Genomic DNA, 23,369 nt, shown 5'->3' with positions numbered 1-23,369 from the left:
CTAACGGATGAAGCGCGTTCGCCTCAAACCAGAACCATCCCTTCCTCCGAAATCGGACCGCCCTTTTTGTTCGTATCGTCGGGACCGAGCAGCATCTCGTTATGCGGGGCCCCCGACGGGATCATCGGGAAGCAGTTTTCCTTCTGATCGACGCACATATCGACGATGACCGGCTTCTTGATCGCGATCATCTCGTTGATCGTGTCGTCGACCTCGGACGTCTTGGTCGCGCGCAAGCCCACGCAATGGAAGGCTTCGGCGAGCTTCACGAAATCGGGCAACGATTCGGTGTAGCTTTCCGAATAGCGCGAGCCGTGCAGCAATTCCTGCCACTGGCGCACCATGCCCATATATTGGTTGTTCAGGATGAACACCTTCACGGGCAAACGGTACTGCGCGATGGTCGAAAGCTCCTGAATGTTCATCAGCGTCGAGGCTTCGCCCGCGACGTCGATGACCAGCGCATCGGGGTGCGCGATCTGCACGCCCATCGCCGCCGGCAGACCATAGCCCATCGTGCCGAGACCGCCGGAGGTCATCCAGCGATTGGGCTTCTGGAACTTCAGATACTGCGCGGCCCACATCTGGTGCTGGCCGACTTCCGTCGTGATGAACACGTCGTCGCGCTTGGCGGTGATCGCCTGCAAGCGTTCCAGCGCGTATTGCGGCTTGATGATCGTGTCGGATTTGCGATAGGCGAGGCAATCGCGCTTGCGCCACGTCTCGATCTGCGCCCACCACTCGGCCAGCGCCTTCTTGTCGGGCTTGGCGCCCGCGGCGATGCGACGATCCCATTCGGCGGCCAAGGCCGCGATGATGCGGCCGGCATCGCCGACGATCGGCACCTCGACGCGCACGTTCTTGTTGATCGACGACGGATCGATATCGGCGTGGATCTTCTTCGAATTCGGCGAGAAGGCGTTCAAACGGCCGGTGACGCGGTCGTCGAAGCGCGCGCCGATATTCACCATCACGTCGCAGCCATGCATCGAAAGATTGGCTTCGTAGGTGCCGTGCATGCCCAGCATGCCCAGGAACAGCGGATCGGCGGCGGGCATCGCACCCAGGCCCATCAGCGTGTTGGTGATCGGGAAGCCCGTCTGGCGCACGAATTTGGTCAACGCCGCCGAGGCTTCCGGGCCCGAATTGATCACCCCGCCGCCCGTGTAGAAAATCGGGCGCTTGGCCGACAGCATCAGATCGACCGCCTGCGCGATCGCCTTCGGGTCCGGATCCAAACGCGGCGTGTACGAAACGCGCTTGAAGGCTTCGGCACTCTTGTACTCGCCCTTGCCCATCAGGATGTCCTTGGGCAGGTCGATCACCACCGGGCCGGGACGGCCCGAGCGCGCGACATGGAAAGCCTCGTGCACCGTCTGCGCGAGCTTGGTGATGTCCTTGACCAAGTAATTGTGTTTGGTCGCGGGCCGCGTGATGCCGGTCGTGTCGGCCTCTTGGAAAGCATCGTTGCCGATCAGATGCGTCGGCACCTGGCCGGTCAGGCACACGATCGGAATCGAATCCATCAACGCATCGACCAAGCCGGTCACGGCGTTGGTCGCACCGGGACCAGAGGTCACGAGCACCACGCCGACCTTACCGGTCGAACGCGCATAGCCTTCGGCGGCATGCACGGCCCCGCCTTCCTGGCGCACCAGGATGTGCTTGACCGAGTTCTGCAGGAAGATCGCGTCGTAGAGCGGCAATACCGCCCCGCCGGGATAGCCGAAGATAACCTCGACGCCTTGCTCCACCAGCGCCTTGAGGACGATTTCCGCGCCATTCATCTGGGCGGTGTCCTGGGTCGTGGGGGATTTGGCGGCGGTCGACATTGTCTTCTCCTTTGCACGCTTGCGGTATGGCAAGGCGGCGCAAAATAGGGAGGTGACCTACGCCCGTCAACCCATTTTTCTAATAAACATGCGAATTTCGGGAAGCAGACTTTCCGAAAATTGCGCATCGAGCCGGGTAGCTGCCTTGAGCTGGTTGCGGAACCAGGTGCGCTGGCGCTTGGCGAATTGCCGCGTGCTCGCCTTCAAGGCGTTGATCGCATTCTGTAAATCGCATTCCCCCCGAATATGCGCGGCAAGTTCGGGCACGCCCAAAGCGCGCATCGCGGGCAGCGTGTCGGGCAGATTCTGGGTCAAAAGGGCGCGGACTTCGTCGACGGCGCCGTCCGCGATCATACGATCGACGCGAATATCGATGCGTTCGCCCAACAAATCGCGCGGCGGATCGAGCAGCAAAGTCGGCCAGCTCGAATTCTCCAACGGTGCGGCCGCATGGAAATCCGACAAGGCCGCGCCATGCGCTTCGACGACTTCCCAGGCGCGCAGCACGCGCTGCGTGTCGTTGGGCGATAGCTTGGCGCCCGCGACCGGATCGCGGCGCGCGAGTTCCGTGTGAAATGCGACGGCGCCGAGTTCGGCGTGGCGTGCCCGCGCGCGTTCGCGGATTTCCGGCGGCACGGGCGGCACCGGCGACAGACCTTCGACGATCAGCTTCAAATACATGCCCGTCCCGCCGCACAGGATGGGCCGTTTCCCGGCATCATGCGCGGCGGCGATTTCGGCCAAGGCGGCCGCGCGCCATTTGCCGACCGTGCCGTGTTCGGCGGCGGGCCATATGCCATAAAGCCGATGCGGCACCGCCGCTTCTTCCTCGGCCGTGGGGCGTGCCGAAACGACGCGCAATTCGCGATAGACCTGCATCGCGTCGGCGTTGATGACCACGCCGTCGAATTCGCGCGCGATCGCGGCCGCGAGCGCCGATTTGCCCGAGGCCGTGGGCCCCGCGACGATCAACGCTTTCTTGCCTTCGCCTAGCGGCCCGACCATGATCCCGGCCCCATGACCCACGCCCTCGTTCTTACCTCGAACCCCCAAGCGGGGGAACTCGCCGACGACCTATACCGGAATTTGCGGGCAAGCCTCGCCGCCGAATTCGGCGAGGCCGCCCCGCCCCGCCGTTTGGACGCGCATTCGGCGGCCGAATTCCTGCCCGGCGGCGGCGATCCCGAACGCTTGATCGCCTTCGCGCAAACGCTGATCGGCGATCGCAAGATCGACGTCAACGCGGTGCCTCTTGCCGGGCGGCGCAAGAAGCTGCTCGTCGCCGATATGGAATCGACCCTGATCCACAACGAGATGCTCGACGACATCGCCGTGTTGCTCGGCATCGGCGAACGCGTGGCGACAATCACACGCCGCGCGATGAACGGCGAATTGGATTTCCGCGCAGCCCTTGCCGAGCGCGTGGGCCTGCTGAAGGGCCAGCCCGACTCCATTCTCGAAAAAGCCGGTGAAGGAATCGCGGCGATCCCGGGCGGCGCCACGCTGGCACGCACGATGAAAGCGAACGGGGCGCTCACCGCCATCGTCTCCGGCGGCTTCACCTATTACACGGCGCGCGTGCGCTCGGCACTCGGCTTCGATCGCGATTACGCGAATGTGCTGGAGATCGAAAACGGCAAGTTGAAAGGCAGCGTCGCCGAGCCGATCCTGGGCCGCGAGGCGAAGCTCGCCACGCTTGAATCGCTCGCCGCCGAAATCGGGATTGCCGTCGCCGACGCGATTTCCGTGGGCGACGGTGCGAACGACCTGCAAATGCTCGGGGCCGCCGGTTTGGGCGTGGCCTTCCGCGCCAAGCCGATGGTCGCCGCACAAGCCCGCTACCGGATCGATCACGGCGATCTGACCGCGCTCTTGTTCCTGCAGGGCTATACCGCCGACGCCTTCGTGGCGTAGGCTCGGGCGCGTCATGGCCAAGAACCGCATCATCGTCGGCATTTCGGGCGCGTCGGGCGCGATCTACGGCATCCGCGCGCTGGAAGCCTTACGCGCGGCCAAGATCGAAACGCATCTGGTCCTGACGCGCACGGCGGCGATGACCATTGCGTACGAGACCGATTTGTCGCTCGCCGACGTCAAGAAACTGGCCGACGTAGTGCACGCCAACGAGGATCTCGGGGCCGCGATCTCATCGGGCTCGTTCAAGACGCTGGGCATGATCGTCGCCCCGTGCTCGATCCGCTCGGTTTCCGAAATCGCCTATGGCAACACGACGACGCTGCTGACGCGCGCGGCCGACGTGCAATTGAAGGAGCGCCGCCGCGTGGTGCTGCTGGCGCGTGAGGCGCCGCTGCACCTCGGCCATCTGCGCGCGATGACGCAGGCCGCCGAAATCGGCGCCGTCATCGTGCCGCCCGTCCCGGCCTTCTATACGAAGCCCAAGACGATCGACGACATCGTCGATCACACGATCGGCCGCGCGCTCGATCTGTTCGAGATCGACACCGGCCGCGTCAAACGCTGGGGCGAAAAGTCCGGCCCCAAAATGAAAAAGCCCCGCGCCTAGGCACGGGGCTTTTCCTTTCCGCGATCGAACGCGATCAGCCGGGCGACACCGGCAGGCCGACGAAGCGCTGCTCGCCGCCGCGTTCGACCATGATCAACACCGAGCGCCGCCCGGCGGTGCGCTGCTCGCGCACCTTGTCCTGCGCCTGGGCGGGCGTGCCGATTTCGGTCTGCGCGATTTCGACGATCACGTCGCCGGCACGAATACCGCGCTCCTGCGCGACCGAGCCTTCGGCCACCGTCACCACGACGACGCCCTTGGCCTTGTCTCCCAGATTGAAGCGCTGCTTCGTTTCCGGCGTGATCGGCGCGATGGTCATGCCGAGCAATTCGATCTGACCGGCGGGGGCCGCCGGGCTTTGCGGCTGGCGCTGGACGGGGGCCGCCGCTTGGGCCTGCTCCTCCTCCAGCTCGCCAAGCTTCACGTCGAGCGTGACGGTCGAACGGTTGCGCCAGACTTCGACCTTCACCGCCTTGTCGACCGGCGTTTCGGCGACCAGACGCGGCAAGCGGCGCATATCGGTCACGTCCTTGCCGTCGAACTTCACGATCACGTCGCCGGCCTTGATGTCGGCCTTGGCGGCGGGACCGTTTTCCGGCACGCGCGCGACCATGGCGCCGCGCGCCTTGTCGAGCCCCACGCTTTCGGCGAGTTCGTCGGTCACGCTTTGGATATTCACGCCCAGCCAGCCGCGCCGCACGCGGCCTTGGGTGCGCAATTGCTCGACCACGTTGCGCGCGATCGCCGAGGGGATCGAGAAGCCGATGCCGACCGAGCCGCCGGTGGGCGAATAGATCGCGGTGTTAACGCCGACCACTTCGCCCGCGAGGTTGAACAACGGCCCGCCCGAATTGCCGCGATTGATCGAGGCGTCGGTCTGGATGAAATCGTCGTAAGGCCCCGCGTTGATGTCGCGCTGGCGGGCGGAAATAATGCCTTGCGTCACCGACCCGCCAAGCCCGAACGGGTTGCCGATGGCGACGACCCAATCGCCCACGCGCGCGCGATCGCTGTCGCCGAAGCGCACGAAGGGCAGCGGCTTCGGGCTTTCGACCTTCAGCACCGCCAAATCGGTGCGCTGGTCCTTGCCGATCAGCTTGGCCTGGAGCGTTTGATTGTCGTGGAAGACGACGCGGATTTCCTCCGCCCCGTCGATCACGTGATTATTGGTGACGATGAAGCCTTCGGCCGTGATGACGAAGCCCGAGCCCAGCGACTGGCCGCGGCGCTGCGCTTGCGGGCCTTGGCCTTGCGGGTTCTGGCGATCGAAGAAGTCGCGGAAGAATTCCTCGAACGGCGAGCCGGGCGGGAATTGCGGCGCGTCGGGGCGGCGCTGCTGGGGTTGCTGCTGCCCTTGGCCTTGGCCGGGGCGCTGGCCCTGCGCTTGCGCAGGCGCGGCCGTCACGACCTGAATATTCACGACCGCCGGCAGCAGACGCTCGGCGAGATCGGCGAAGGTCGACGGAGCGAGCGTCGTCGCGATCGGGCGCGAAGGTGCGGCGAGCGAGGGCGAAGGTGCCGCTGGGGCGGGTACCGCCTGCGGCGCTTGGGCATAGGCCGGCAAGATCGCCGAAACGGTCATCGCCGCGACGGCGGCGATGCGGAGGGAGGCTGCGAGCGACTTGGCCAAGGTTCTAATCCTCGGATCGTGAAGGGGGCCTTGCGGCCGATTATGCCGGGCTGCTCGACGCAGCGCCAGACCGGCCCTCAAGGGAGTTAGGCGGCGGACGACGCGGTTCAAGCGGAAACCCCGGACCGTCGATTTCTGCCCGCCGATTACGGCCAAATCGCGGCGGCGCCGGCGGCGTTACCCGCCGTTACCCCGCCGCCGCCCCCGGAAAAGGAAACGCCCGGCGCGGAGAATTCCCGGCCGGGCGTCGTTTTGTCCGACGGATCGCGGTGTCCGTCGGCAGGGGGCCGTCAGCGACGGGGCGAAGGCGCGCCGCCGGGGCGCTGTTCGCGGAAGTAGCGGAAGAAATCGCTATCCGGCGACAGCACGATGGTCGAATTCGACTCCGACAGCGACTTGCGATAGGCCTCGAGCGAACGCCAGAACGCGAAGAATTCGGGGTTCGCCCCGTAGGTCTTGGCGTAGATGTCCGCCGCTTCCTCGTCGCCCTTGGCACGGGTGATCGCCGCGTCGCGCTGGGCGTCGGCCAGCACGACGGTGCGTTCGCGATCGGCCTCGGCGCGGATGCGCTGGGCCGATTCAGCACCTTGCGCGCGCTCGGACGTCGCTTCGCGCACGCGTTCGGTTTGCATGCGCGCGAAGATGGCGTTCGAGTTATCGGTCGGCAGATCGGCGCGCATGATGCGCACATCGACCACGTCGATACCGAAGGAGCGCGTCTCCGACACCACGCCTTCGGTGATCTGGCGCATCAACGCCGCACGGCGTTCGTTGAACAACGCGCCCAGCGGGGCCGAACCGAACGTGTTCTGCAGGTTCGACTGCACGGCGTTCGCCAGACGCTGGCGCATCCCCGCTTCGTTGCGCGCGGCCGTGAAGAACATCAGCGGATCGCGGATGCGATAGCGCGCGAACACGTCGACCACGATACGCGCCTGGTCGCCCATGACGATTTCGCGCGGCGTGTCGTCGAAATCGAGCAAGCGCTTTTCGAAGTAGAGCACGTTCTGCACGAACGGGATCTTCACCTGAAGCCCCGGCTCCTGCACCACGCGCACGGGCGCGCCGAATTGCAGGACCAGCGCTTGCTGCGCCTGCCCCACGGTGAAAAAAGCCGACGACGCCAGAATGGCGAGGCCGCCCAGGACGATCGCGATCGCCGCGAGTTTCACTTGGCTCATCGCACCGCTCCTTGCTGCTGGGGCTGCTGCCCGGCCGCGGGCGCCGTCGCGGGGGCCGGCCGGCGCAGCAATTCGTTGAGCGGCAGAAGCGGAACGACGCCTTGACCGCTTGCGCCGCCGCCGTTCTGGTCGATGATGACCTTCTGGTTGCCGCGCAACACGTTTTCCATCATTTCGAGATAGAGGCGCTGGCGCGTGACATCCGGCGCCGTGCGATAGGCTTCGAGCAGCGCCTGATAGCCCGCGACGTCGCCGGTGGCGCGCGCCACGATCTGCTGGCGATAACCTTCGGCTTCCTGGGCCAAACGCTGCGCTTCGCCGCGCGCGCGCGGCACGATGTCGTTGCGGTAGGATTCGGCCTCGTTCTGCGCGCGCTGGCGATCCTGGATCGCGCGCTGCACGTCGCGGAACGCGTCGATCACCTGCTGCGGCGGCTCGACCGCACGGAACTGCACTTGATCGACCGCGATGCCCGCTTCGTAGAAGTCGAGCAGGCTTTGCATCGCCGCTTTCACGCGCGTTTCGACCGAGTTACGATTCTGGAAGATCGGCTGCATGGGCGTGAGGCCGATCGTCTCGCGCATCGCGGCTTCGGCAACCGACTTCACGGTGATCTCAGGTGAGGCGACGTTGAACAGGAATTTCGACGCGTCGGCGATGCGCCATTGCACCGTGAAGCGCACGTCCAGAATGTTCTGGTCGCTGGTCAGCATCAGCGATTCGTCGAGCATCGTACGATCGCGGCGCGCTTCGTTGCCTTCGCGGAAGCCGACCGACAGCTGGTTGACCTGCAACACGTTGGTCTGGATCACGCTCTCGACCGGATAGGGCATGTGCCAGTTGAGGCCGGGATAGGTGATGCGTTCCATTTCGCCGAAACGCAGCACGACGCCGACATTGGCGGGCTCGACCCGGTAGAACCCGGTCGCGAGCCAGCCCGCGACCAGCACGATGGCGCCCAGCGCCAGCGCCTTGGCCGACAGGCCCTGGCTGCCGCCGCCCGGTCCGCCCGGGAAGTAACGGCGCAGCTGTTCCTGGCCTTTACGGACCAGATCCTCGAAATCCGGGCCCTTGGACCCGCCACCCCCGCCGCCCGGCGGACGCCCGCCCCAGGGGTTGTTCGGGCGCTGGCCGCCGCCATTGCTGCCGCCACCGCCGCCGCCCCATGGGCCGCCGCCACCACCTTGATTCCACGGCATGGAGATGTGCTTCCTTTCCCTGTCGTGAGACGTTGCGAATGTTCCGCAACGTCCGTTCCTAAAACCGATCTTCCGGAACAAGTGGCCCCGGATCGAGTGCGCGCCTATATAAACGCCGAAGCGCCCCGGATCAAATCAGGACGCGCACGGATTTAAGCAAGTTTTACAGCGTTTCAAGTTCCCGCCCGATGAAGGACCCCCGCCCGTGAGCGTTGCCCAAGCCCAAATCCTCGAAGCCCTGAAGAAAATCGTCGACCCGGACGCCGGCAAGGACATTCTCACCCTCGGCATGGTCCAAGGATTGGTGGTACGCGACGGGCATGTGGGTTTCTCGCTGGAAGTCGATCCGGCGCGCGGCCCCAAACTCGAGCCTTTGCGCAAAGCGGCGGAGCAAGCGGTCGAAAAAATTCCCGGCGTGCTGTCGGTCACGGCGGTTCTGACGGCGCAAAAGGGCGGCGCGCCCGCGGCACAGAAGGGCCACGGACATAGCCACGGCCCGGCGCAAGGTGCGGGCGCCAAGCAGCTCGTTCCCGGCGTCAAGGCGATCGTCGCCGTCGCCTCGGGCAAGGGCGGTGTCGGCAAATCCACGACCGCGACCAACATCGCCGTGGCGCTGGCGCAGAAGGGCTTGAAGGTTGGCTTGCTCGACGCCGACGTCTACGGGCCGTCGCAGCCGCGCATGCTGGGCCTGTCGGGCCGCCCGGATTCGCCCGACGGCAAGATCCTCGCACCCATGACCAATCATGGCGTTGCGTGCATGTCGATGGGATTCCTCGTCCCCGAAGACACGCCGATGATTTGGCGCGGGCCCATGGTGATGGGCGCGCTCGAACAAATGCTGCGCGACGTGGCGTGGGGCGAGCTCGACATCATGATCGTCGACATGCCGCCGGGGACGGGCGATGCGCAGTTGACCATGGCGCAGCGTGTACCTCTGGCCGGGGCGGTGATCGTTTCCACGCCGCAGGACATAGCACTGCTCGACGCGCGCAAGGGCCTCAACATGTTCCGCAAGGTCGAGGTGCCGGTGCTCGGCATCGTCGAGAACATGAGCTACCACGTCTGCTCGAGTTGCGGCCATCGCGAGCACATCTTCGGCCATGGCGGCGCGCGTGCCGAGGCCGACAAGCTGGGCGTGCCGTTCCTGGGCGAAGTGCCGCTGCATATCGCGATCCGCGAAACCTCCGACGGCGGCACGCCGATCGTCGCGAGCCAGCCCGACAGCGCCCATGCCGCCGCCTATCGCGCGATCGCCGATCAGGTTTGGGCCAAGGTCGAACCCGGCCTTAAATCGTCCCGGCCGGCGGGTCCGCGCATCGTCGTTCAGTAACCGCGATTTCGCGAGTACAATCCGGGACTAGTCCGATTCGGGATCGGTCCATGACGATGCGCGTGCGTAAAAAATCAATGTTGTTGGCCGGGGCCGCCCTCGTCGCGTTGGCGGCGTGCGCGGACGATTCGGCGCGCATGCCGGCGGCCCAGCCCGCCATCGTCGTGGCCCCGCCGCCCCCGCCGCCCAGTGCCATGGCGCCGGTGCCGCAAGTCGCCCCCATGGCCCCCGCCCCGATGGCGGCGGCCCCCGCCCCGCAAGCGATGCAAGCGCCGTCGATGGTGCTGGCCGGGCATCTTGCGTCCTATCGCACGGCCGAAAGCGCGCAAGCCGGCTGGCAGCAATATGTCCGCCAGCAGCCCGCCTTGCAGACGCTGAAGCCCTATTTCGTGCCCGTCACGATCAACGGCCAGCCGTGGATCCGCTTGCTGGCGGGCGATTTCCCGAACGCCGAGGAAGTGAACCGCTTCTGCAATTGGGCGCGCTCCAACCGCATGTATTGCGTGCCGATGCCCGTCGCCGCGGCGAGTCAGCCCAATGCGCAGATGCCGCGCGCGAATGCGCCGGCTGCTTCACCCGCTTCCCCCGCCGCCACGCCCGGGTCGGGAACGATGCAGCGCCAACGCCAGCCGCGCGGCACGCCGCAACCGGCGGCCGAAATGCCGGCCCCGGCCGCGCCACCGGCGCAGATGCCGGCACCGGCCGCGACGGTGACGCCGCCGCCGCCCGCGCCGGTGCAAGCACCGACACCGCAAGCCGCACCCGCCGCCAACGGCGCGCCGACGCCCTTGGCGCCGCCGCTACCGCCGCGCCGTCAGCCCAGCAACACGGGCATTCCGCAGTAAATCAGCCGCCGAAGCGGCGTATTTGCGCGCGGATTTCCGCCGCGTCGACCGCGATATCATGATTGGCGAAATCCGCCGCGATTTTGCGAACGACATCTTCGCAGCCCGGCGCCTCGTAATCGGCGGTGACGATTTCCTGTTCGTAGGCGTCCATCCAGGCGCCGGAAAAGCCCATGCGCCGACCGGCCCACTGCGCCAAGCGGCGGTTGCGTTCGCGAATATCGGCGCAACGAAATTCCCGATCGTCGACCATGACGCGGGATATGGGTAAGCGAAACGCCCGCTTCCAGGCTTATAAAATACGTCGCGCCGCCGGGATTAACGCTCCAGCGTGGCCATCAACTCGGTCCACTCGCGCTTGCCGAGGCCCGAGTTTTCCTGCGTGACGTTTTCACCCGCCAGCAAGCGCTTGATCACCGCCATGCCCGGCCCCGACACGGCCGTGCCCGTCATCCGGTAATCGCGGAACGCCTCGAACGCGATCGGGCACCAGCGCTCGACGATCTTGCAGATCTCATCGGCATAGACGCGGATTTCGTATTGCGCATGGGCGTCGGCGCGCAACGACAGGAAATGCAGAAGGTTGTTGAGATCGACCTTCCAGTACCATTGCGTGTAGTAGTTCGTCGGCAACGTCATGCGCGCGAGCTCGCGCGCGAGGCCCGGCTTGCCCGGCACGATCGTCGTGCCGTCGCGCGTCTCGTTCAGCAATTCCTCGTAGACGCGATAGGCTTCGGCCGAGAGATTCTCGATCGCCGACAGCGCTTTCTCGGCGTCCGCGCCCTGCAACAAATCGCCGCGCCCCTGGCGGTTCACGGTCGATTGCGCGGCAAGCTGGCCCGGGACCGGCACGTAGAATTCGCGGTCGAGGATCGAATATCGCGCCGAATACTCGTTCACATTCGCCGTGCGATGGCGGATCCACTGGCGCGCGACGAAGATCGGCAGCTTCACGTGCAGCTTGATCTCGCACATCTCGAACGGGGTCGAGTGGCGGTGGCGCATGAGGTAGCGGATCAGGTTCCGGTCGTCGGAAACCTTCTTGGTGCCCTTGCCGTAGGAGACGCGCGCCGCCTGCACGATCGCCGCATCGTCGCCGAAATAATCGATCACCCGCACGAAGCCGCTATCGAGCACGGGCAACGCCGAATAGAGGATTTCCTCCAACGCGGGCACCGTCGGACGGCGGGTGGTCGCCTGGGCCGCGCGGGCGGCATCGATCTCGGCTTGTTGTTCGGCGTTCAGATTGGACATCGGCGCGACTCGGGGCTGGTATTTTATGGGGGCGGAGTGTACCGCCCGCCCCCTTTCCCCGGAACCGCCGAACGCCTATATTCGGGGTGCCGGGCAACCGGCTATGGCGATAAACGGCTTACGTAATAGCCGATGCGGACCCGGGGGCAGTGCCCGGCGCCTCCACCATCTACGGGGGCGAACCAGGATCGACGCGCGGGTAAAGGTATGACTTTCGCTCGGCATGGTACCGCCGATATCGGGCCAATCTAGAGATGCCAACGACAACGTGGCTCTCGCTTCGGAAGCGCGTCTGGCCGCCTAACGGCGCCTGACGTATGTCCTAAAGCGCGGCTCGGGGGGCGCCGGGCAACAGAAGCCCCCCACTTTCGACCGGCACGAAGCCGGGCGGACGAGCACGATTCCCGACCACGATTCCCGACGGGGTGCGGCCAGTGAGCAGCGAAAAGAACGACAAACTGCACTACGATCGGATGATGGAGAACGCGCTGCGCGGCGTGGTGCGCGAGGCGCTGGAAACGGCCGCCGCGACCGGGCTGCCGGGCGAGCATCATTTCTACATCACCTTCCGCACCGAATTTCCCGAGGTCGATATTCCCGCGCGCTTGAAGCAGCGCCACCCCGACGAAATGACGATCGTGCTGCAACACCAGTTTTGGGATTTGAAGGTCGATGCCGATCGCTTCGGCGTGACCTTGTCCTTCGATCGCGTTCATGAACGCCTGATCGTGCCTTACGCCGCGATCACCGCCTTCGTCGATCCGTCGGTCCAGTTCGGTTTGCAATTCCCGGCGAGCACGCCGCCGGCCGCGAAGCCGGAAGCCGCGCCGGCGAAAGAAATCGCAAAAAGCGAAGCGAAAACCGAAACGCCGGCCGAACAACCCGAAAGCGGCGCGCGCGTTGTGGCGCTTGATGCATTTCGCAAGAAAAACTGACATCGAGTCTACAGAGTTGCGAAATCGGCCCGTCGATCCGCGACACGCAGGATACGTTCGTATGCTGCGAACCGGCAGCGGAAAAAACGCGATTGTACGAATCGCCGCCGATTTTTAAGACAAGAATAAGACAACGACATCACTCTCCCGCCCGTAGCGCAGTCGCAATCCAGCGATTGCCGACGGCGATAGCGCCGAAGCGGGAGAGAGAACCAGATGTTCGGGTCACAAGCGTCCAACGCGAAAACAATCTTGGCTGCGCTCGATAAGTCGCAAGCCATCATCGAATTCGAACTGGATGGCACGATCGTCACGGCGAACGAGAATTTCTTGAAGGCGATGGGTTATTCGCAGGAAGAAGTGCGCGGCAAGCATCATTCGATGTTCGTTGAGCCCGCCTATGCCGCGAGCCCGGAATACAAGGAATTCTGGGCGAAACTCAATCGCGGCGAATTCCAGCGCGCGCAGTATCTGCGCCTGGGCAAAGGCGGCCGCGAAGTATGGATCGAGGCGTCGTACAACCCGATCTTGAACGCGTCCGGCAAGGCGGTGAAAGTCGTCAAACTCGCGACCGACATCACCGCGACGAAGAACGCGGCGATCGAGCAGGAGGGCCAGATCAAGGCGCTCGACCGTTCGCAGGCGACGATCGAGTTCGACCTCGACGGCATGATTCTCGACGCCAACGCGAACTTCCTGACGACGCTCGGCTACGCCCTCGACGAGATCAAAGGGCGGCACCATTCGATGTTCGTCGAGCCGGCCTTCGCGGCGAGCGGCGAGTACAAGACGTTCTGGGCGAATCTGCGGCGCGGCGAATTCCAGGCCGCACAGTACAAGCGGATCGGCAAGGGCGGGCGCGAAGTGTGGATCGAAGCGTCGTACAATCCGATCTTCAACACACATGGCCAGCCCTACAAGGTCATCAAATTCGCCACCGACCTGTCGCCGCGCAAGGCGCAGACCCGCGCGCTGGCCGACGATTTCGAGAAAAACGTCAAATCGCTGGTCCAAACGCTCGCCGCCGCATCGGGCGATCTGCGCGTCACGACGCAAAGCCTGGCGTCGGCGGCCGAAGAGACCAACTCGCAAGCCTCGACCGTGTCGGCGGCGACCGAGGAGCTTTCGGCGTCCAGCAGCGAGATCGCGCGCCAGCTTTCCGACTCGACCACGATCGTCGGCGCCGCCGTCGATCGCGCCAAGCAGTCGGAATCGATGGTCGCCACGCTCGTCGCGGCGGCCGAGAAAATCGGCAGCGTCACGAAGCTGATCACCGACATCGCGGGGCAGACCAATCTGCTCGCGCTCAACGCGACGATCGAAGCCGCACGCGCCGGCGACGCGGGCAAAGGCTTCGCGGTCGTCGCGTCCGAGGTCAAGTCGCTCGCCAACCAGACCTCCCGGGCGACGGAGGAGATCGCGGCCCAAATCGCCGACATCCAGAACGCGAGCCGCACGACGGCGGACGCGATCCGCGAGATCGGCGAAATCATCGGCCGCGTGAACGGCATCAGCACCTCCATCTCGGGCGCGGTCGAGGAGCAATCGGCCGCGACTCGCGAGGTGTCGTCCAACATCACGGGCGTCAGCCAATCGGCGGCCAGCACCAGCGAATCGCTGGTGTCGATGCAGACGCTGGCCGAAAACCTTTCCGGCCAAACGAGCGATCTGTCCGGGCGCGTCGACGCCTTCGTGGCGACCGTCCGCGCGATGTAACCCGGTTACCCTCCCCCCGCTTTGCGCGGGGGGAGGCGTTTGGGTAGAGTGCGGCCTTCCTTAGCTCGGGGAGCCGACAGAATGCCCGGATTCGAATATCGCGAAATGATCGACGTGGCGCATGACGATGTGCCGATGCGTAAGTTGGCGGACGGCCCCGTCTCGAAAGCCAAATTCGAAGGCCGCGATATTCTGAAGGTCGATCCGGCGGCCCTCACCCTTCTCGCCCGTCAAGCCTATATCGACATCGCGCATTTGCTGCGCCCCGGCCATCTGGGCCAATTGCGCGCGATCCTCGACGACGCGGAAGCCTCCGCCAACGACAAGTTCGTGGCGGCCGATCTGCTGAAGAACGCCAATATCGCCGCGGGCGGCGTGCTGCCGATGTGCCAGGACACCGGCAACGCCATCGTCATGGGCAAGAAGGGCCAGAACGTGTGGACCGGCGGCGACGACGCCGAAGCGCTCGCCAAGGGCGTGTGGCAATCCTATGCCGAGCGCAATCTGCGCTATTCGATGGTGGCCCCGCTGGGCATGTTCGAAGAAACGAACACCGGCGACAATCTGCCCGCGCAGATCGACCTCTACGCCACCGAAGGCGACGAATACGAATTCCTGTTCGTCGCCAAGGGCGGCGGGTCGGCCAACAAGACGTTCCTGTTCCAGGAAACGCCGTCGCGCCTGACCGAGAAGGGCATGCTCGATTTCCTCGACGCCAAGATCAAGACGCTCGGCACCGCCGCCTGCCCGCCCTACCATCTCGGCATCGTCATCGGCGGCACGTCGGCCGAGCAGAATCTCAAAACGCTGAAACTCGCGACGTGCCGCTATCTCGACGGTTTGCCGGAAGCCGGCAACAAGCACGGCCAAGCCTTCCGCGATCGCGGCATGGAAGAAAAAGTCCATAAGCTGACGCAGATGAACGGCATCGGCGCGCAATTCGGCGGCAAGTATTTCTGCCACGACGTGCGCGTGGTGCGCCTGCCGCGCCACGGCGCATCGCTGCCGATTTCGATCGGCGTGTCGTGCTCGGCCGATCGTCAGGCGCTGGGCCGCGTCACAAAGGACGGCGTGTTCCTCGAACAGCTCGAACAAGACCCCGCGCGCTTCCTGCCGGATGTGGACGTCTCGAAACTGGCGGGTGCGCCCGTGCAGATCGACCTGAACCGGCCGATGAAGGATATCCGCGAAACGCTGTCGCGCTTGTCGATCACCACGCGCGTCAACCTGACCGGCACGATCATCGTGGCGCGCGATTTGGCGCATGCGCGGTTGCGCGCGGAACTCGAAAAGGGCAATCCGCTGCCCGATTATTTCAAGAACCACGTCGTCTATTACGCCGGCCCCGCTAAAACACCGCAGGGCTACGCCTCCGGCTCCTTCGGGCCGACGACGGCGGGCCGTATGGACAGCTTCGTCGAGCAATTCCAGGCCGCCGGCGGCAGCTACGTGATGCTCGCCAAGGGCAACCGGTCCAAGGCGGTTACGGAATCCTGCAAGAAGCATGGCGGCTTCTATCTCTGCTCGATCGGCGGCGAAGGCGCGTTGCTGGCCGAGCATTGCATCAAGAAGGTCGAGTGCATCGCGTATCCGGATCTCGGCATGGAAGCGATCTGGAAGATCGACGTGGTCGATTTCCCGGCCTTCCTGGTCGTCGACGACAAGGGCAACGACTTCTTCGCCAAGTGGAGCGGCTGACGCGCATGATCCTGATCGGCCAATTCGACTCGCCTTATGTGCGCCGGGTCGGCATCGCGCTGAAGCTCTACGGCCTGGCTTTCGAGCATCGCCCGTGGTCGACCTTCGGCGAGGCCGACAAGATCCGCGCCTATAACCCGCTGCTGCGCGTGCCCACGCTGGTGCTGCCGGATGGCGACGTGCTGATCGAAAGCCACGCGATCCTCGATTACGTCGACTCGCTGGTGCCGGCCGGAAAGCGCCTATACCCGGTGGCCGAGCCCGATCGCCATCGCGCGATCAAGGTCGCGGCCTTGGCCACCGGCTTCGCCGACAAGGCGGTCAGCCTGTTCTACGAAAAAGTGCTGCACGACAAGGCGTCCACGATGATCGACACGCGCTGGCGCGACCAGATCGGCGGCGCGTTGAACGCGCTGGAAGCCGACCGCGCATCGCGGGCCACGCCATATTGGTTCGGCGCGACGATCGGGCATGCCGATATCGCGGTCGCCTGCGCGCTGCGGCACGCGCGCGATGCGCATCCGGGTTTGATCCCGTTCGATCGCCTGCCCGCCCTCGCCGCGCATTCGCAGCTTTGCGAAGCGTTGCCGGTGTTCCGGGAGATTTCGCAGGTCTTCATCCCGCCGTCGTAAGCGGGAACCGGCCTAGCAATTCTCGAAATTGGTGAAGAACAGGACCATGTCCGTGTTCGCACCGTCGGCCGCCAGCGGCAGGAACAGCGTATAGCGCGCGATATAGCGCCCGCCCCACAGCATATCGCCGCGATTGTCCTGCCCGCGCACCGACGTGTCGCGGAATAGCGGCCGCCCGCCGGCGATCACGCTGCGATAATTCGACAGAACCTGTTCGCGCATGCCGGGCACGTCTTGGCCGAGATAGCCTTCGACCACCGGCCGCCCGGTCGGATCGAAACCGCGCGCGGCGACCTGCCGCGTGCCGAGCAAGCGATAGCGAAAATAGGGATCCTCGCCCAGCACGTCGACCAGGCCGATATCGGGCAGATGCCCGGGAATATCGCCGGGTTCGAGATCGGCGCGCGCGGGCATTTTCCGCGCCCCCCGCTTGGCGGCCCAATAATCGAACAAATGCCGGCCGCGCGAATCGAGCGCGTCTTCCGCCGGCAGCCCGTCGATTTCGGCCTTCAAATCCAAGAATCGTCTCCGCGAAAGGGACGTAATGGTTTCTCCCCGTAGCTTAAGAAAAGGTTACGATTGGCCTCGTTCACGAAGGATTACATATGTCTGACTCCGCCCTTGTTCTGTTTTCCGGCGGGCAGGACTCCACCGCCTGCCTGGCCTGGGCGCTACGCCGTTATGCCCGCGTCGAAACCGTTGGATTCGACTATGGCCAACGCCACCGCGTGGAACTCGATTGCCGGCGCGACGTGCTGTCCGCGATCCGCGCCGCGTTTCCCGAATGGGACGCCAAATTGGGCGAGGACCATATGGTCGATCTGGCGGCGCTGGGCGCGATCTCGCAGACGTCGCTGACGCGCGAAACGGCGTTCGAATATGCGCGCGACGGCCTGCCCAACAGCTTCGTGCCGGGGCGCAATCTGCTGTTCTTCACCTTCGCGGCGGCGATCGCCTATCGGCGCGGCTTGAAGCGCCTGGTCGGCGGCATGTGCGAGACCGATTACTCGGGCTATCCCGATTGCCGCGACGACACGATGAAGGCGCTGCAAGTCACGTTATCGCTCGGCTTCGACAAGCGTCTCGTGATCGAAACGCCGTTGATGTGGATCGACAAGGCCGCGACCTGGGAAATGACCCGCGAACTGGGCGGCGACAAACTGGTCGATCTGGCCGTCGAACACACCCATTCCTGCTATGCGGGCGACCGGACCAAACGCCACGATTGGGGCTATGGCTGCGGCGTGTGCCCGGCTTGCGAATTGCGCGCGGCGGGCTGGAAGAAATGGCGCGCAACGAAATAAACGGCGGCTAGTTGATCGAGCGCGTCTCGCCGGGCGAAACGGCCCCGGGCAGGCCAGCCCCCCAGGCGAGCGGCAATTCCCATTCGGCCTTCGCGGCCGCGTCGCGCAAGATGCGCATCAAGCCGAACAGCCCGTCATCGGCCAAGGCGATATCGATGCGCGCATTGTCCGTCGCGATCAGCACGATCGCCGTGCGCGCATCCGGCTGGCGCTTGATGTTGAAGCCCCACAGCAAGCGCGGCGGCGGCAAGGCATTGGCGGCTTGTGCGGCCGGCGGTGGCGGCGCGGCCGGTGCGGCCTCGGTTGGCGCCGACTGGCGCGGCGGGCGCACCGCGGCGCGATCCTCGAACGCGGTCGCGAAATCGGCCTTCGCGGTCAGGCGCGTTTCGGCCATATCGAGCAGGAAGTCGCGCGCGGCGGGCGATTTCGCCTCCGCCACCGTCTTGCGCAGCTCCTCCGTCAGCCCCTTCCAGAACAGCGCCAGAAACCGCCGCGTCAGCCAGAAGCGCATCGTCGCTTCGCCGGCCGCGTTCATTTTCAGCAAAAGCCGGTCTTCGACCGGCACGACGTCGACGCCGAATTGTTGGATCGTGGCCATGTTCGAGTAATGTGACGGGAAACCGGACACGGGACAATGCGCGAGAACGGCGACGATCTGGATTTGCTGCTGGCGGCGATCAAACCGCGCGACGAGGCGCGCGCGTTGTTCGCCAACGCCGCCGCGCATCCGGCCCTCGCCGCGTGGGGTTCGCATCTCGATTGCCGCCAGGACTGGAAGCCGGATGCCGACGCGCTGACCCAATCTGGCGCCAAACTGGTCGACGCCGCGACCGGCCCCTACGACGCCGCTTTCGTGCGCCTGCAACGCCAGCGGCAGCGCCATCTGGGCACGCTCGCCCGCGCGCTCGGCGCCCTCAAACCCGGCGGCATTCTGGCCGTGTGCGGGCTCAATGCGATGGGCGGCGCCAGGCTTGCCGACGATCTGGCCGAGATGGGTGTGGAAGGCAAATCCACCTCCAAGCACAAATGCCGGCTGGTCGTGGCGGCGCGCCCCGCGAAGCTCGATCTCGCGCGCTTCGTCGATCTGGATGCGCCGCGCGAAGTCCCCGCGATCGGCGCCCGAAGCGCCCCGGGCGTGTTCGCCTGGGACCGGATCGATCCGGGCACGACGTTGCTGCTGGAAACGTTGCCGCCGCTTGGCGGACACATCGCCGATCTGGGCGCGGGCTGGGGGGCGCTGGCCCGCGCGATCCTGGCGCGCAATCCCGCCACGACGATCGACGCTTACGAGGCCGACGCCGTGTCGGTCGCGTGCTTGCGCGCCAATCTGCCAAGCGTCACCGCGCATTGGCACGACGTGACGAAGGGATTGCCGCGCGCGGGCTATGACGCGGTCGTCTCCAACCTGCCCTTCCACGATGCGCGCGGCGAGAACCGCGCGCTGGCCGCCGCCTTCGCGACCAAGGCGGCCGAGGCGCTGAAGCCGGGCGGGGCGTTCTACGCCGTCGCCAACGCGCATCTGCCCTACGAAAAAACGCTCGACACGGTGTTCACCCGTGTCGAGCGTCTGGCCGAACGCGGCGGCTACAAAGCGTTCAGATGCAGTAGGTCTTGATCGGTTCGAAGCCGTTGAACGCGACGGCCGCATAGGTCGTCGTGTAGGCGCCGGTGGCACGGATCTCCAAACGGTCGCCCGCTTCGAGGTCGAGCGGCAGGCGGTAATCCGCCTTCTCGTACATCACGTCGGCCGAATCGCAGGTCGGGCCGGCGATGACGACGCGCGCACTCGGGCCCTTCTTGGCCGAGACGATCGGGTACTGGATCGCCTCGTCCATCGTTTCGGCGAGACCGCCGAACTTGCCGATGTCGAGATAGACCCAGCGGCGCGCATCCTTGGCCGACTTGCGGCTGACGAGCACGACTTCCGTGTCGATCACGCCGGAATTGCCGACCATCTGGCGGCCCGGCTCGACGATGATTTCCGGCGGGATGCGGTTGCCGAAATGCTTGGCCAACGCCGCATGGATCGCCGCGCCGTAGGAGCCCATCACCGGGATGTCCTTGCGATACTTGGTCGGGAAGCCGCCGCCCATGTTGAGCATGTTGAGCGTCACACCCGCCGCTTCGCATTCGCGGAAGATCCACGCGGCTTGCGCCACGGCCGAATCCCACGCGTCGACGTTCTTCATCTGCGAGCCGACATGGAACGACACGCCGTGCGGCACGACGCCGCGCTTGGCCGCGGCGATCAAAAGATCGCGCGCCATTTCGACGTCGCAGCCGAATTTGCGCGACAGCGGCCAATCCGCACCTTCGCCCGAGGTCAGGATGCGGCAGAACACCTTGGCGCCCGGGGCGGCCTTGGCGATCTTGTCGAGCTCGGCTTCCGAATCGAAGGCGAACAGCGTCACGCCGCGCGCATGCGCTGCGGCGATGTCGCTCTGCTTCTTGATCGTGTTGCCGAACGAGATGCGCTTGCCGTCCACACCGGCCTTGAGGGCCATGTCGATCTCGTTGACCGAGGCGGTGTCGAACGCCGAGCCGAGCTTGGCCAGCAGCGCCAGGATTTCCGGCGCCGGGTTGGCCTTGACGGCGTAATAGATGCCCGCCTGCGGCACGGCTTCCTTCAGCTTGCGGTAGTTATCCGCGACCAGATCGAGATCGACGACCAGATACGGCGTCGCGCGTCGTTCGGCGAGGAAGCGCTGGATCTTCTTGGTGGTCATTTCCCAGTACCCTTTTCTTTCCCAGGAAAACGCGTCAAGCGACGCGGAAGTTTTCGAATTGCCACGGGCATTCGCGATCGAGCTGTTCGGGGAACAGTTTTTCGCGGTCCTGTAGCGGCGTCCAATCGGTGTAGGTCCCGGAGACTTCGCCCAGATACGGGCGGCAAATCTCCATGCAGCGCACGTGATCGATTTCGTCGGCTTCGACCACGCCCGAATTCGGGTTCTCCAGCGCCCAGATCATGCCGGCCAGAACGGCCGCCGTGACTTGAAGCGACGTCGCGTTGTTATGCGGTGCCAGTTTGCGCGCTTCGTCGATCGATAGATGCGAGCCGTACCAAAGCGCACCCTTGGCATGGCCCATCAGCAGCACGCCCAGCTCGTCCACGCCCTTGATGATTTCTTCCATCATCAAGCGCTTGGAAGGCTGCAGGCGCCAATTCTTGCCGGCGATCTCGTGGATCGACAACACGGCGTCGTCGCACGGGTGATAGGCGTAGTGGACGGTCGGCCGGTACACGGGCTTCCCGGCCTGCGCGACCGTGTAGTAATCGGCGATCGAGATCGCCTCGTTATGCGTGATCAGGAAGCCGTGGAACGGCCCTTCGTTCGGCGTCCAGGTGCGCACGCGCGTCGCGGCACCCGGGCGCATCAGATAGATCGCCGCGTCACAGCCGAAATCGTGGCGGCGGCCGTCTTCGGGCAGGCGCTTTTCGTGGCTGCCCCAGCCCAATTCGGCCGGCTGCTGGCCTTCGCCCACGAAGCCGTCGATCGACCAGGTGTTGACGAATTCGCCCGGCTGCTTGGCCACGGCGGCGACTTGGGTGTCGCGCTCGGCGACATGGATCGTCTTGACGCCCAGGTCGCGCGCCAGCGCCGCCCAGCCCTCGCGGCTCGCCGGGATCGCGGCCTTGCGGCCGGTGTCGGCGGCGATCTTGAGCAGCGCTTCCTTGACGAAATGCGACACCAGGCCCGGATTGGCGCCGTGGGTCAGCACGGCGGTCGGACCGCCGGCGAATTTGCCGCGCAGTTTGCGCGCCGATTCGCGCAGCGCGTAGTTCGAACGCTGCGAGGGCGTGAGCGACGGGTCGGTATAGCCGCCGGCCCAGGGCTCGATGCAGGTGTCGAGGTAGAAGGCGCCCAGCTCGTGCGCGAGTTCGATCAAGGCGACCGACGAGACGTCGACCGACAGATTCAGCAGGAAGTCGCCCTTGCCCAGGCGCTTGGTCAGTTCCGCGCGATAATTGTCGCGGGTCAGCGCGGTCTGGACGAACTCGATCCCGTATTCCGCCGCTTCGTCGATGCCGCGCGGCTCCGCCGTCACGATGACGATGCGGTCCTTGGGCATTTCAACATGGCGCAAGATGAGCGGCAGCACGCCTTGGCCGATGGAGCCGAAGCCCACCATCACCAAACGGCCGCCGAACGTCACATGCTTCTTGTACTCGGTCATCGACGCGTATCGCTCTCCACGGGCGCCCGGTAGGGCGCCTTACCCGCGGGCGATGCGTCGTTCCCCTCCGGGGGCGCATCGGCCGTCGCGGCTGTTCCACTCTGCTGCTTGTCGGGAAGTCGATGCTCCGATCGCATCCGCCTTCCGCAAGAGACCCTGCCGCTTCCGGCCCGCCTCGACCCCGAAGGGTCGTTTCCCGGCGGCACCGGCGGGGCGGACGAAACGGACCGGAAAGCCCGCGTCGCCGCCCTGCGGCGGTTATCCTTGCGTAAGCGGAGGGAGCGAAGCCCCGTCCTTGGCCGCAACCATCGTCAACACCCCTTAAGGACACCGGCCCACTGGCGACCGGCTTGTACCGAAAAGGACGCTTGTCGTTGCTTGACCTCGAGCGCTTGGGACCGAGAGACGTGGAGGTTCTTCGCGAACTTCCCGCCCTGCCTCTTAGCGCTGCCTCGTGGGCCTGGGGCACGTGCGTGCGTCGTAAAAGCGCAAATAACACAAACGCGCGGGCGCGCAAGTGAAAATCGCGGCTGCGGGGAAAATTTCACGAAGTCGGCGACGGCGTGTTGCGCGCGCGCATCGCCCGCGCGGGCGCTTACTTGTACTTGGTCGACGCTTGGCGCAGCGCTTTGAGCAGTTCCGCTTCGACCTTGCCGCCCAGTCCGGTGATGCGCTGGGCGAGCACGACGTAAAGCGCGTCGATGTGATGGGCGAAGATCACGCCGTGCCACACATTCGCGTCTTTGATCTGCGCGGCGTAGTCGTGCAGCGACTTGGCGATCTGCGTGAGCAGCGGAAACTTGAACGTGCCGCCGAGTCCCTTGATCTCCAGCGCGTCCGACGCGACGCGCTCGATCAATCCCGGATTGGGCGCCACGCCGTCGTCGAGGGCGGCCAGCGCCTCGCGCAGCTGCTTCAGCTTCGCGGCGATCTGCCGCACGAAGCCGTCGGAGGATTTCTCGACCACCGTCTGCAGCTTCACCGTCTCCTCGGGCGTGAGGATGACGCCGAAGCCGGTCTTGAAATTGACCGCGCGTTTGCGCAGATCCAGCGACGGCTGAATGATCTGGACTTTGGGTTTGGCCACGTTCGGATTCTCCGCGAGGACCG

General features: G+C 65.4%; 22 protein-coding genes and 1 other RNA gene. 11 read left to right on the top strand and 12 right to left on the bottom strand.

Annotated elements, in window-relative coordinates; all coding sequences use genetic code 11:
* Positions 1 to 23: 23 nt before the first annotated feature.
* Together J0H39_05390 and miaA are read right to left on the bottom strand one after the other, a co-directional pair.
* Positions 24 to 1,832: an acetolactate synthase 3 large subunit gene (locus J0H39_05390; GenBank protein ID MBN9496165.1), complete on the bottom strand. Its 1,809-nt coding sequence runs from the start codon at positions 1,830 to 1,832 to the stop codon at positions 24 to 26.
* Positions 1,833 to 1,898: 66 nt separating this feature from the next.
* Positions 1,899 to 2,837, bottom strand: coding sequence for a tRNA (adenosine(37)-N6)-dimethylallyltransferase MiaA (gene miaA, locus J0H39_05385; GenBank protein MBN9496164.1), 939 nt, complete (start codon positions 2,835 to 2,837; stop codon positions 1,899 to 1,901).
* Positions 2,838 to 2,849: 12 nt separating this feature from the next.
* Here miaA and serB point away from each other — a divergent pair, with 12 nt between their 5' ends.
* Both serB and J0H39_05375 read left to right on the top strand, forming a co-directional pair.
* Positions 2,850 to 3,746: a phosphoserine phosphatase SerB gene (serB, locus tag J0H39_05380; protein MBN9496163.1), complete on the top strand. Its 897-nt coding sequence runs from the start codon at positions 2,850 to 2,852 to the stop codon at positions 3,744 to 3,746.
* A 13-nt stretch (positions 3,747 to 3,759) separates the two neighbouring features.
* Positions 3,760 to 4,356, top strand: a complete 597-nt coding sequence (locus J0H39_05375) for a UbiX family flavin prenyltransferase (GenBank protein ID MBN9496162.1) — start codon at positions 3,760 to 3,762, stop codon at positions 4,354 to 4,356.
* A 34-nt stretch (positions 4,357 to 4,390) separates the two neighbouring features.
* Here the strand turns inward: J0H39_05375 and J0H39_05370 are convergent, their stop codons facing one another.
* The 3 genes from J0H39_05370 to hflK all read right to left on the bottom strand — a co-directional run bounded on the left by J0H39_05370 (position 4,391) and on the right by hflK (position 8,366).
* A complete protein-coding gene (locus J0H39_05370) occupies positions 4,391 to 5,938 on the bottom strand; it encodes a DegQ family serine endoprotease (GenBank protein MBN9496161.1) in 1,548 nt (515 codons plus the stop codon).
* A 338-nt stretch (positions 5,939 to 6,276) separates the two neighbouring features.
* Positions 6,277 to 7,167: a protease modulator HflC gene (hflC, locus tag J0H39_05365; protein MBN9496160.1), complete on the bottom strand. Its 891-nt coding sequence runs from the start codon at positions 7,165 to 7,167 to the stop codon at positions 6,277 to 6,279.
* On the bottom strand, positions 7,164 to 8,366 hold the full coding sequence (hflK, locus tag J0H39_05360; GenBank protein MBN9496159.1) for an FtsH protease activity modulator HflK: 1,203 nt from the start codon (positions 8,364 to 8,366) through the stop codon (positions 7,164 to 7,166). Before hflK ends, hflC begins: the two co-directional genes overlap by 4 nt.
* 226 nt (positions 8,367 to 8,592) lie before the next feature.
* Between hflK and apbC the strand changes: the two genes are divergently transcribed.
* Both apbC and J0H39_05350 read left to right on the top strand, forming a co-directional pair.
* The gene (apbC, locus tag J0H39_05355; protein ID MBN9496158.1) at positions 8,593 to 9,696 is read left to right on the top strand and encodes an iron-sulfur cluster carrier protein ApbC; all 1,104 of its coding nucleotides are present in this window, start codon (positions 8,593 to 8,595) and stop codon (positions 9,694 to 9,696) included.
* Positions 9,697 to 9,773: 77 nt separating this feature from the next.
* Complete coding sequence (locus tag J0H39_05350) at positions 9,774 to 10,541, top strand: SPOR domain-containing protein (protein MBN9496157.1); 768 nt, start codon at positions 9,774 to 9,776, stop codon at positions 10,539 to 10,541.
* Between the two features lies 1 nt (position 10,542).
* Here the strand turns inward: J0H39_05350 and J0H39_05345 are convergent, their stop codons facing one another.
* Entirely contained in the window at positions 10,543 to 10,794 is a 252-nt protein-coding gene (locus J0H39_05345; protein ID MBN9496156.1) for a DUF1476 family protein, read from the bottom strand.
* 65 nt (positions 10,795 to 10,859) lie between these two features.
* Positions 10,860 to 11,795 (bottom strand): FAD-dependent thymidylate synthase, encoded by a 936-nt coding sequence (locus J0H39_05340; protein ID MBN9496155.1) that lies wholly within the window; start codon positions 11,793 to 11,795, stop codon positions 10,860 to 10,862.
* 49 nt (positions 11,796 to 11,844) lie between these two features.
* Here J0H39_05340 and ssrA point away from each other — a divergent pair.
* The 5 genes from ssrA to J0H39_05315 all read left to right on the top strand — a co-directional run bounded on the left by ssrA (position 11,845) and on the right by J0H39_05315 (position 16,776).
* Positions 11,845 to 12,162, top strand: a transfer-messenger RNA (tmRNA) gene (gene ssrA / locus J0H39_05335).
* A 106-nt stretch (positions 12,163 to 12,268) separates the two neighbouring features.
* A complete protein-coding gene (locus J0H39_05330; protein ID MBN9496154.1) occupies positions 12,269 to 12,730 on the top strand; it encodes a hypothetical protein in 462 nt (153 codons plus the stop codon).
* Between the two features lie 216 nt (positions 12,731 to 12,946).
* A complete protein-coding gene (locus tag J0H39_05325) occupies positions 12,947 to 14,446 on the top strand; it encodes a PAS domain-containing methyl-accepting chemotaxis protein (protein ID MBN9496153.1) in 1,500 nt (499 codons plus the stop codon).
* A gap of 81 nt (positions 14,447 to 14,527) precedes the next feature.
* On the top strand, positions 14,528 to 16,144 hold the full coding sequence (locus J0H39_05320; protein ID MBN9496152.1) for a fumarate hydratase: 1,617 nt from the start codon (positions 14,528 to 14,530) through the stop codon (positions 16,142 to 16,144).
* A gap of 5 nt (positions 16,145 to 16,149) precedes the next feature.
* On the top strand, positions 16,150 to 16,776 hold the full coding sequence (locus J0H39_05315; GenBank protein MBN9496151.1) for a glutathione S-transferase family protein: 627 nt from the start codon (positions 16,150 to 16,152) through the stop codon (positions 16,774 to 16,776).
* Positions 16,777 to 16,788: 12 nt separating this feature from the next.
* Here J0H39_05315 and J0H39_05310 read toward each other — a convergent pair whose 3' ends face one another.
* Positions 16,789 to 17,295 carry a PAS domain-containing protein gene (locus J0H39_05310; protein ID MBN9496150.1) on the bottom strand — a complete coding sequence of 169 codons (507 nt, stop codon included), beginning with the start codon at positions 17,293 to 17,295 and terminating at the stop codon, positions 16,789 to 16,791.
* Positions 17,296 to 17,381: 86 nt separating this feature from the next.
* Here J0H39_05310 and queC point away from each other — a divergent pair, with 86 nt between their 5' ends.
* Positions 17,382 to 18,080, top strand: coding sequence for a 7-cyano-7-deazaguanine synthase QueC (gene queC / locus J0H39_05305; GenBank protein ID MBN9496149.1), 699 nt, complete (start codon positions 17,382 to 17,384; stop codon positions 18,078 to 18,080).
* Positions 18,081 to 18,087: 7 nt separating this feature from the next.
* Here queC and J0H39_05300 read toward each other — a convergent pair whose 3' ends face one another.
* The gene (locus J0H39_05300; GenBank protein ID MBN9496148.1) at positions 18,088 to 18,678 is read right to left on the bottom strand and encodes a hypothetical protein; all 591 of its coding nucleotides are present in this window, start codon (positions 18,676 to 18,678) and stop codon (positions 18,088 to 18,090) included.
* Positions 18,679 to 18,714: 36 nt separating this feature from the next.
* Here J0H39_05300 and J0H39_05295 point away from each other — a divergent pair, with 36 nt between their 5' ends.
* Positions 18,715 to 19,695 carry a class I SAM-dependent methyltransferase gene (locus J0H39_05295; GenBank protein ID MBN9496147.1) on the top strand — a complete coding sequence of 327 codons (981 nt, stop codon included), beginning with the start codon at positions 18,715 to 18,717 and terminating at the stop codon, positions 19,693 to 19,695.
* Here J0H39_05295 and J0H39_05290 read toward each other — a convergent pair.
* The 3 genes from J0H39_05290 to J0H39_05280 all read right to left on the bottom strand — a co-directional run bounded on the left by J0H39_05290 (position 19,676) and on the right by J0H39_05280 (position 23,346).
* On the bottom strand, positions 19,676 to 20,806 hold the full coding sequence (locus tag J0H39_05290) for a type III PLP-dependent enzyme (protein ID MBN9496146.1): 1,131 nt from the start codon (positions 20,804 to 20,806) through the stop codon (positions 19,676 to 19,678). The genes J0H39_05295 and J0H39_05290 overlap by 20 nt on opposite strands.
* 34 nt (positions 20,807 to 20,840) lie before the next feature.
* A complete protein-coding gene (locus tag J0H39_05285; protein ID MBN9496145.1) occupies positions 20,841 to 22,259 on the bottom strand; it encodes a homospermidine synthase in 1,419 nt (472 codons plus the stop codon).
* Positions 22,260 to 22,854: 595 nt separating this feature from the next.
* The gene (locus J0H39_05280; protein MBN9496144.1) at positions 22,855 to 23,346 is read right to left on the bottom strand and encodes a transcriptional regulator; all 492 of its coding nucleotides are present in this window, start codon (positions 23,344 to 23,346) and stop codon (positions 22,855 to 22,857) included.
* Between the last annotated feature and the right edge of the window lie 23 nt (positions 23,347 to 23,369).

It is taken from the genome of Alphaproteobacteria bacterium, assembly GCA_017308135.1.
Classification (GTDB): Bacteria; Pseudomonadota; Alphaproteobacteria; order CACIAM-22H2; family CACIAM-22H2; genus Tagaea.
The sequence above is the reverse complement of the archived record's forward strand: the minus strand, read 5'-3'. Positions and strand labels throughout refer to the sequence as shown.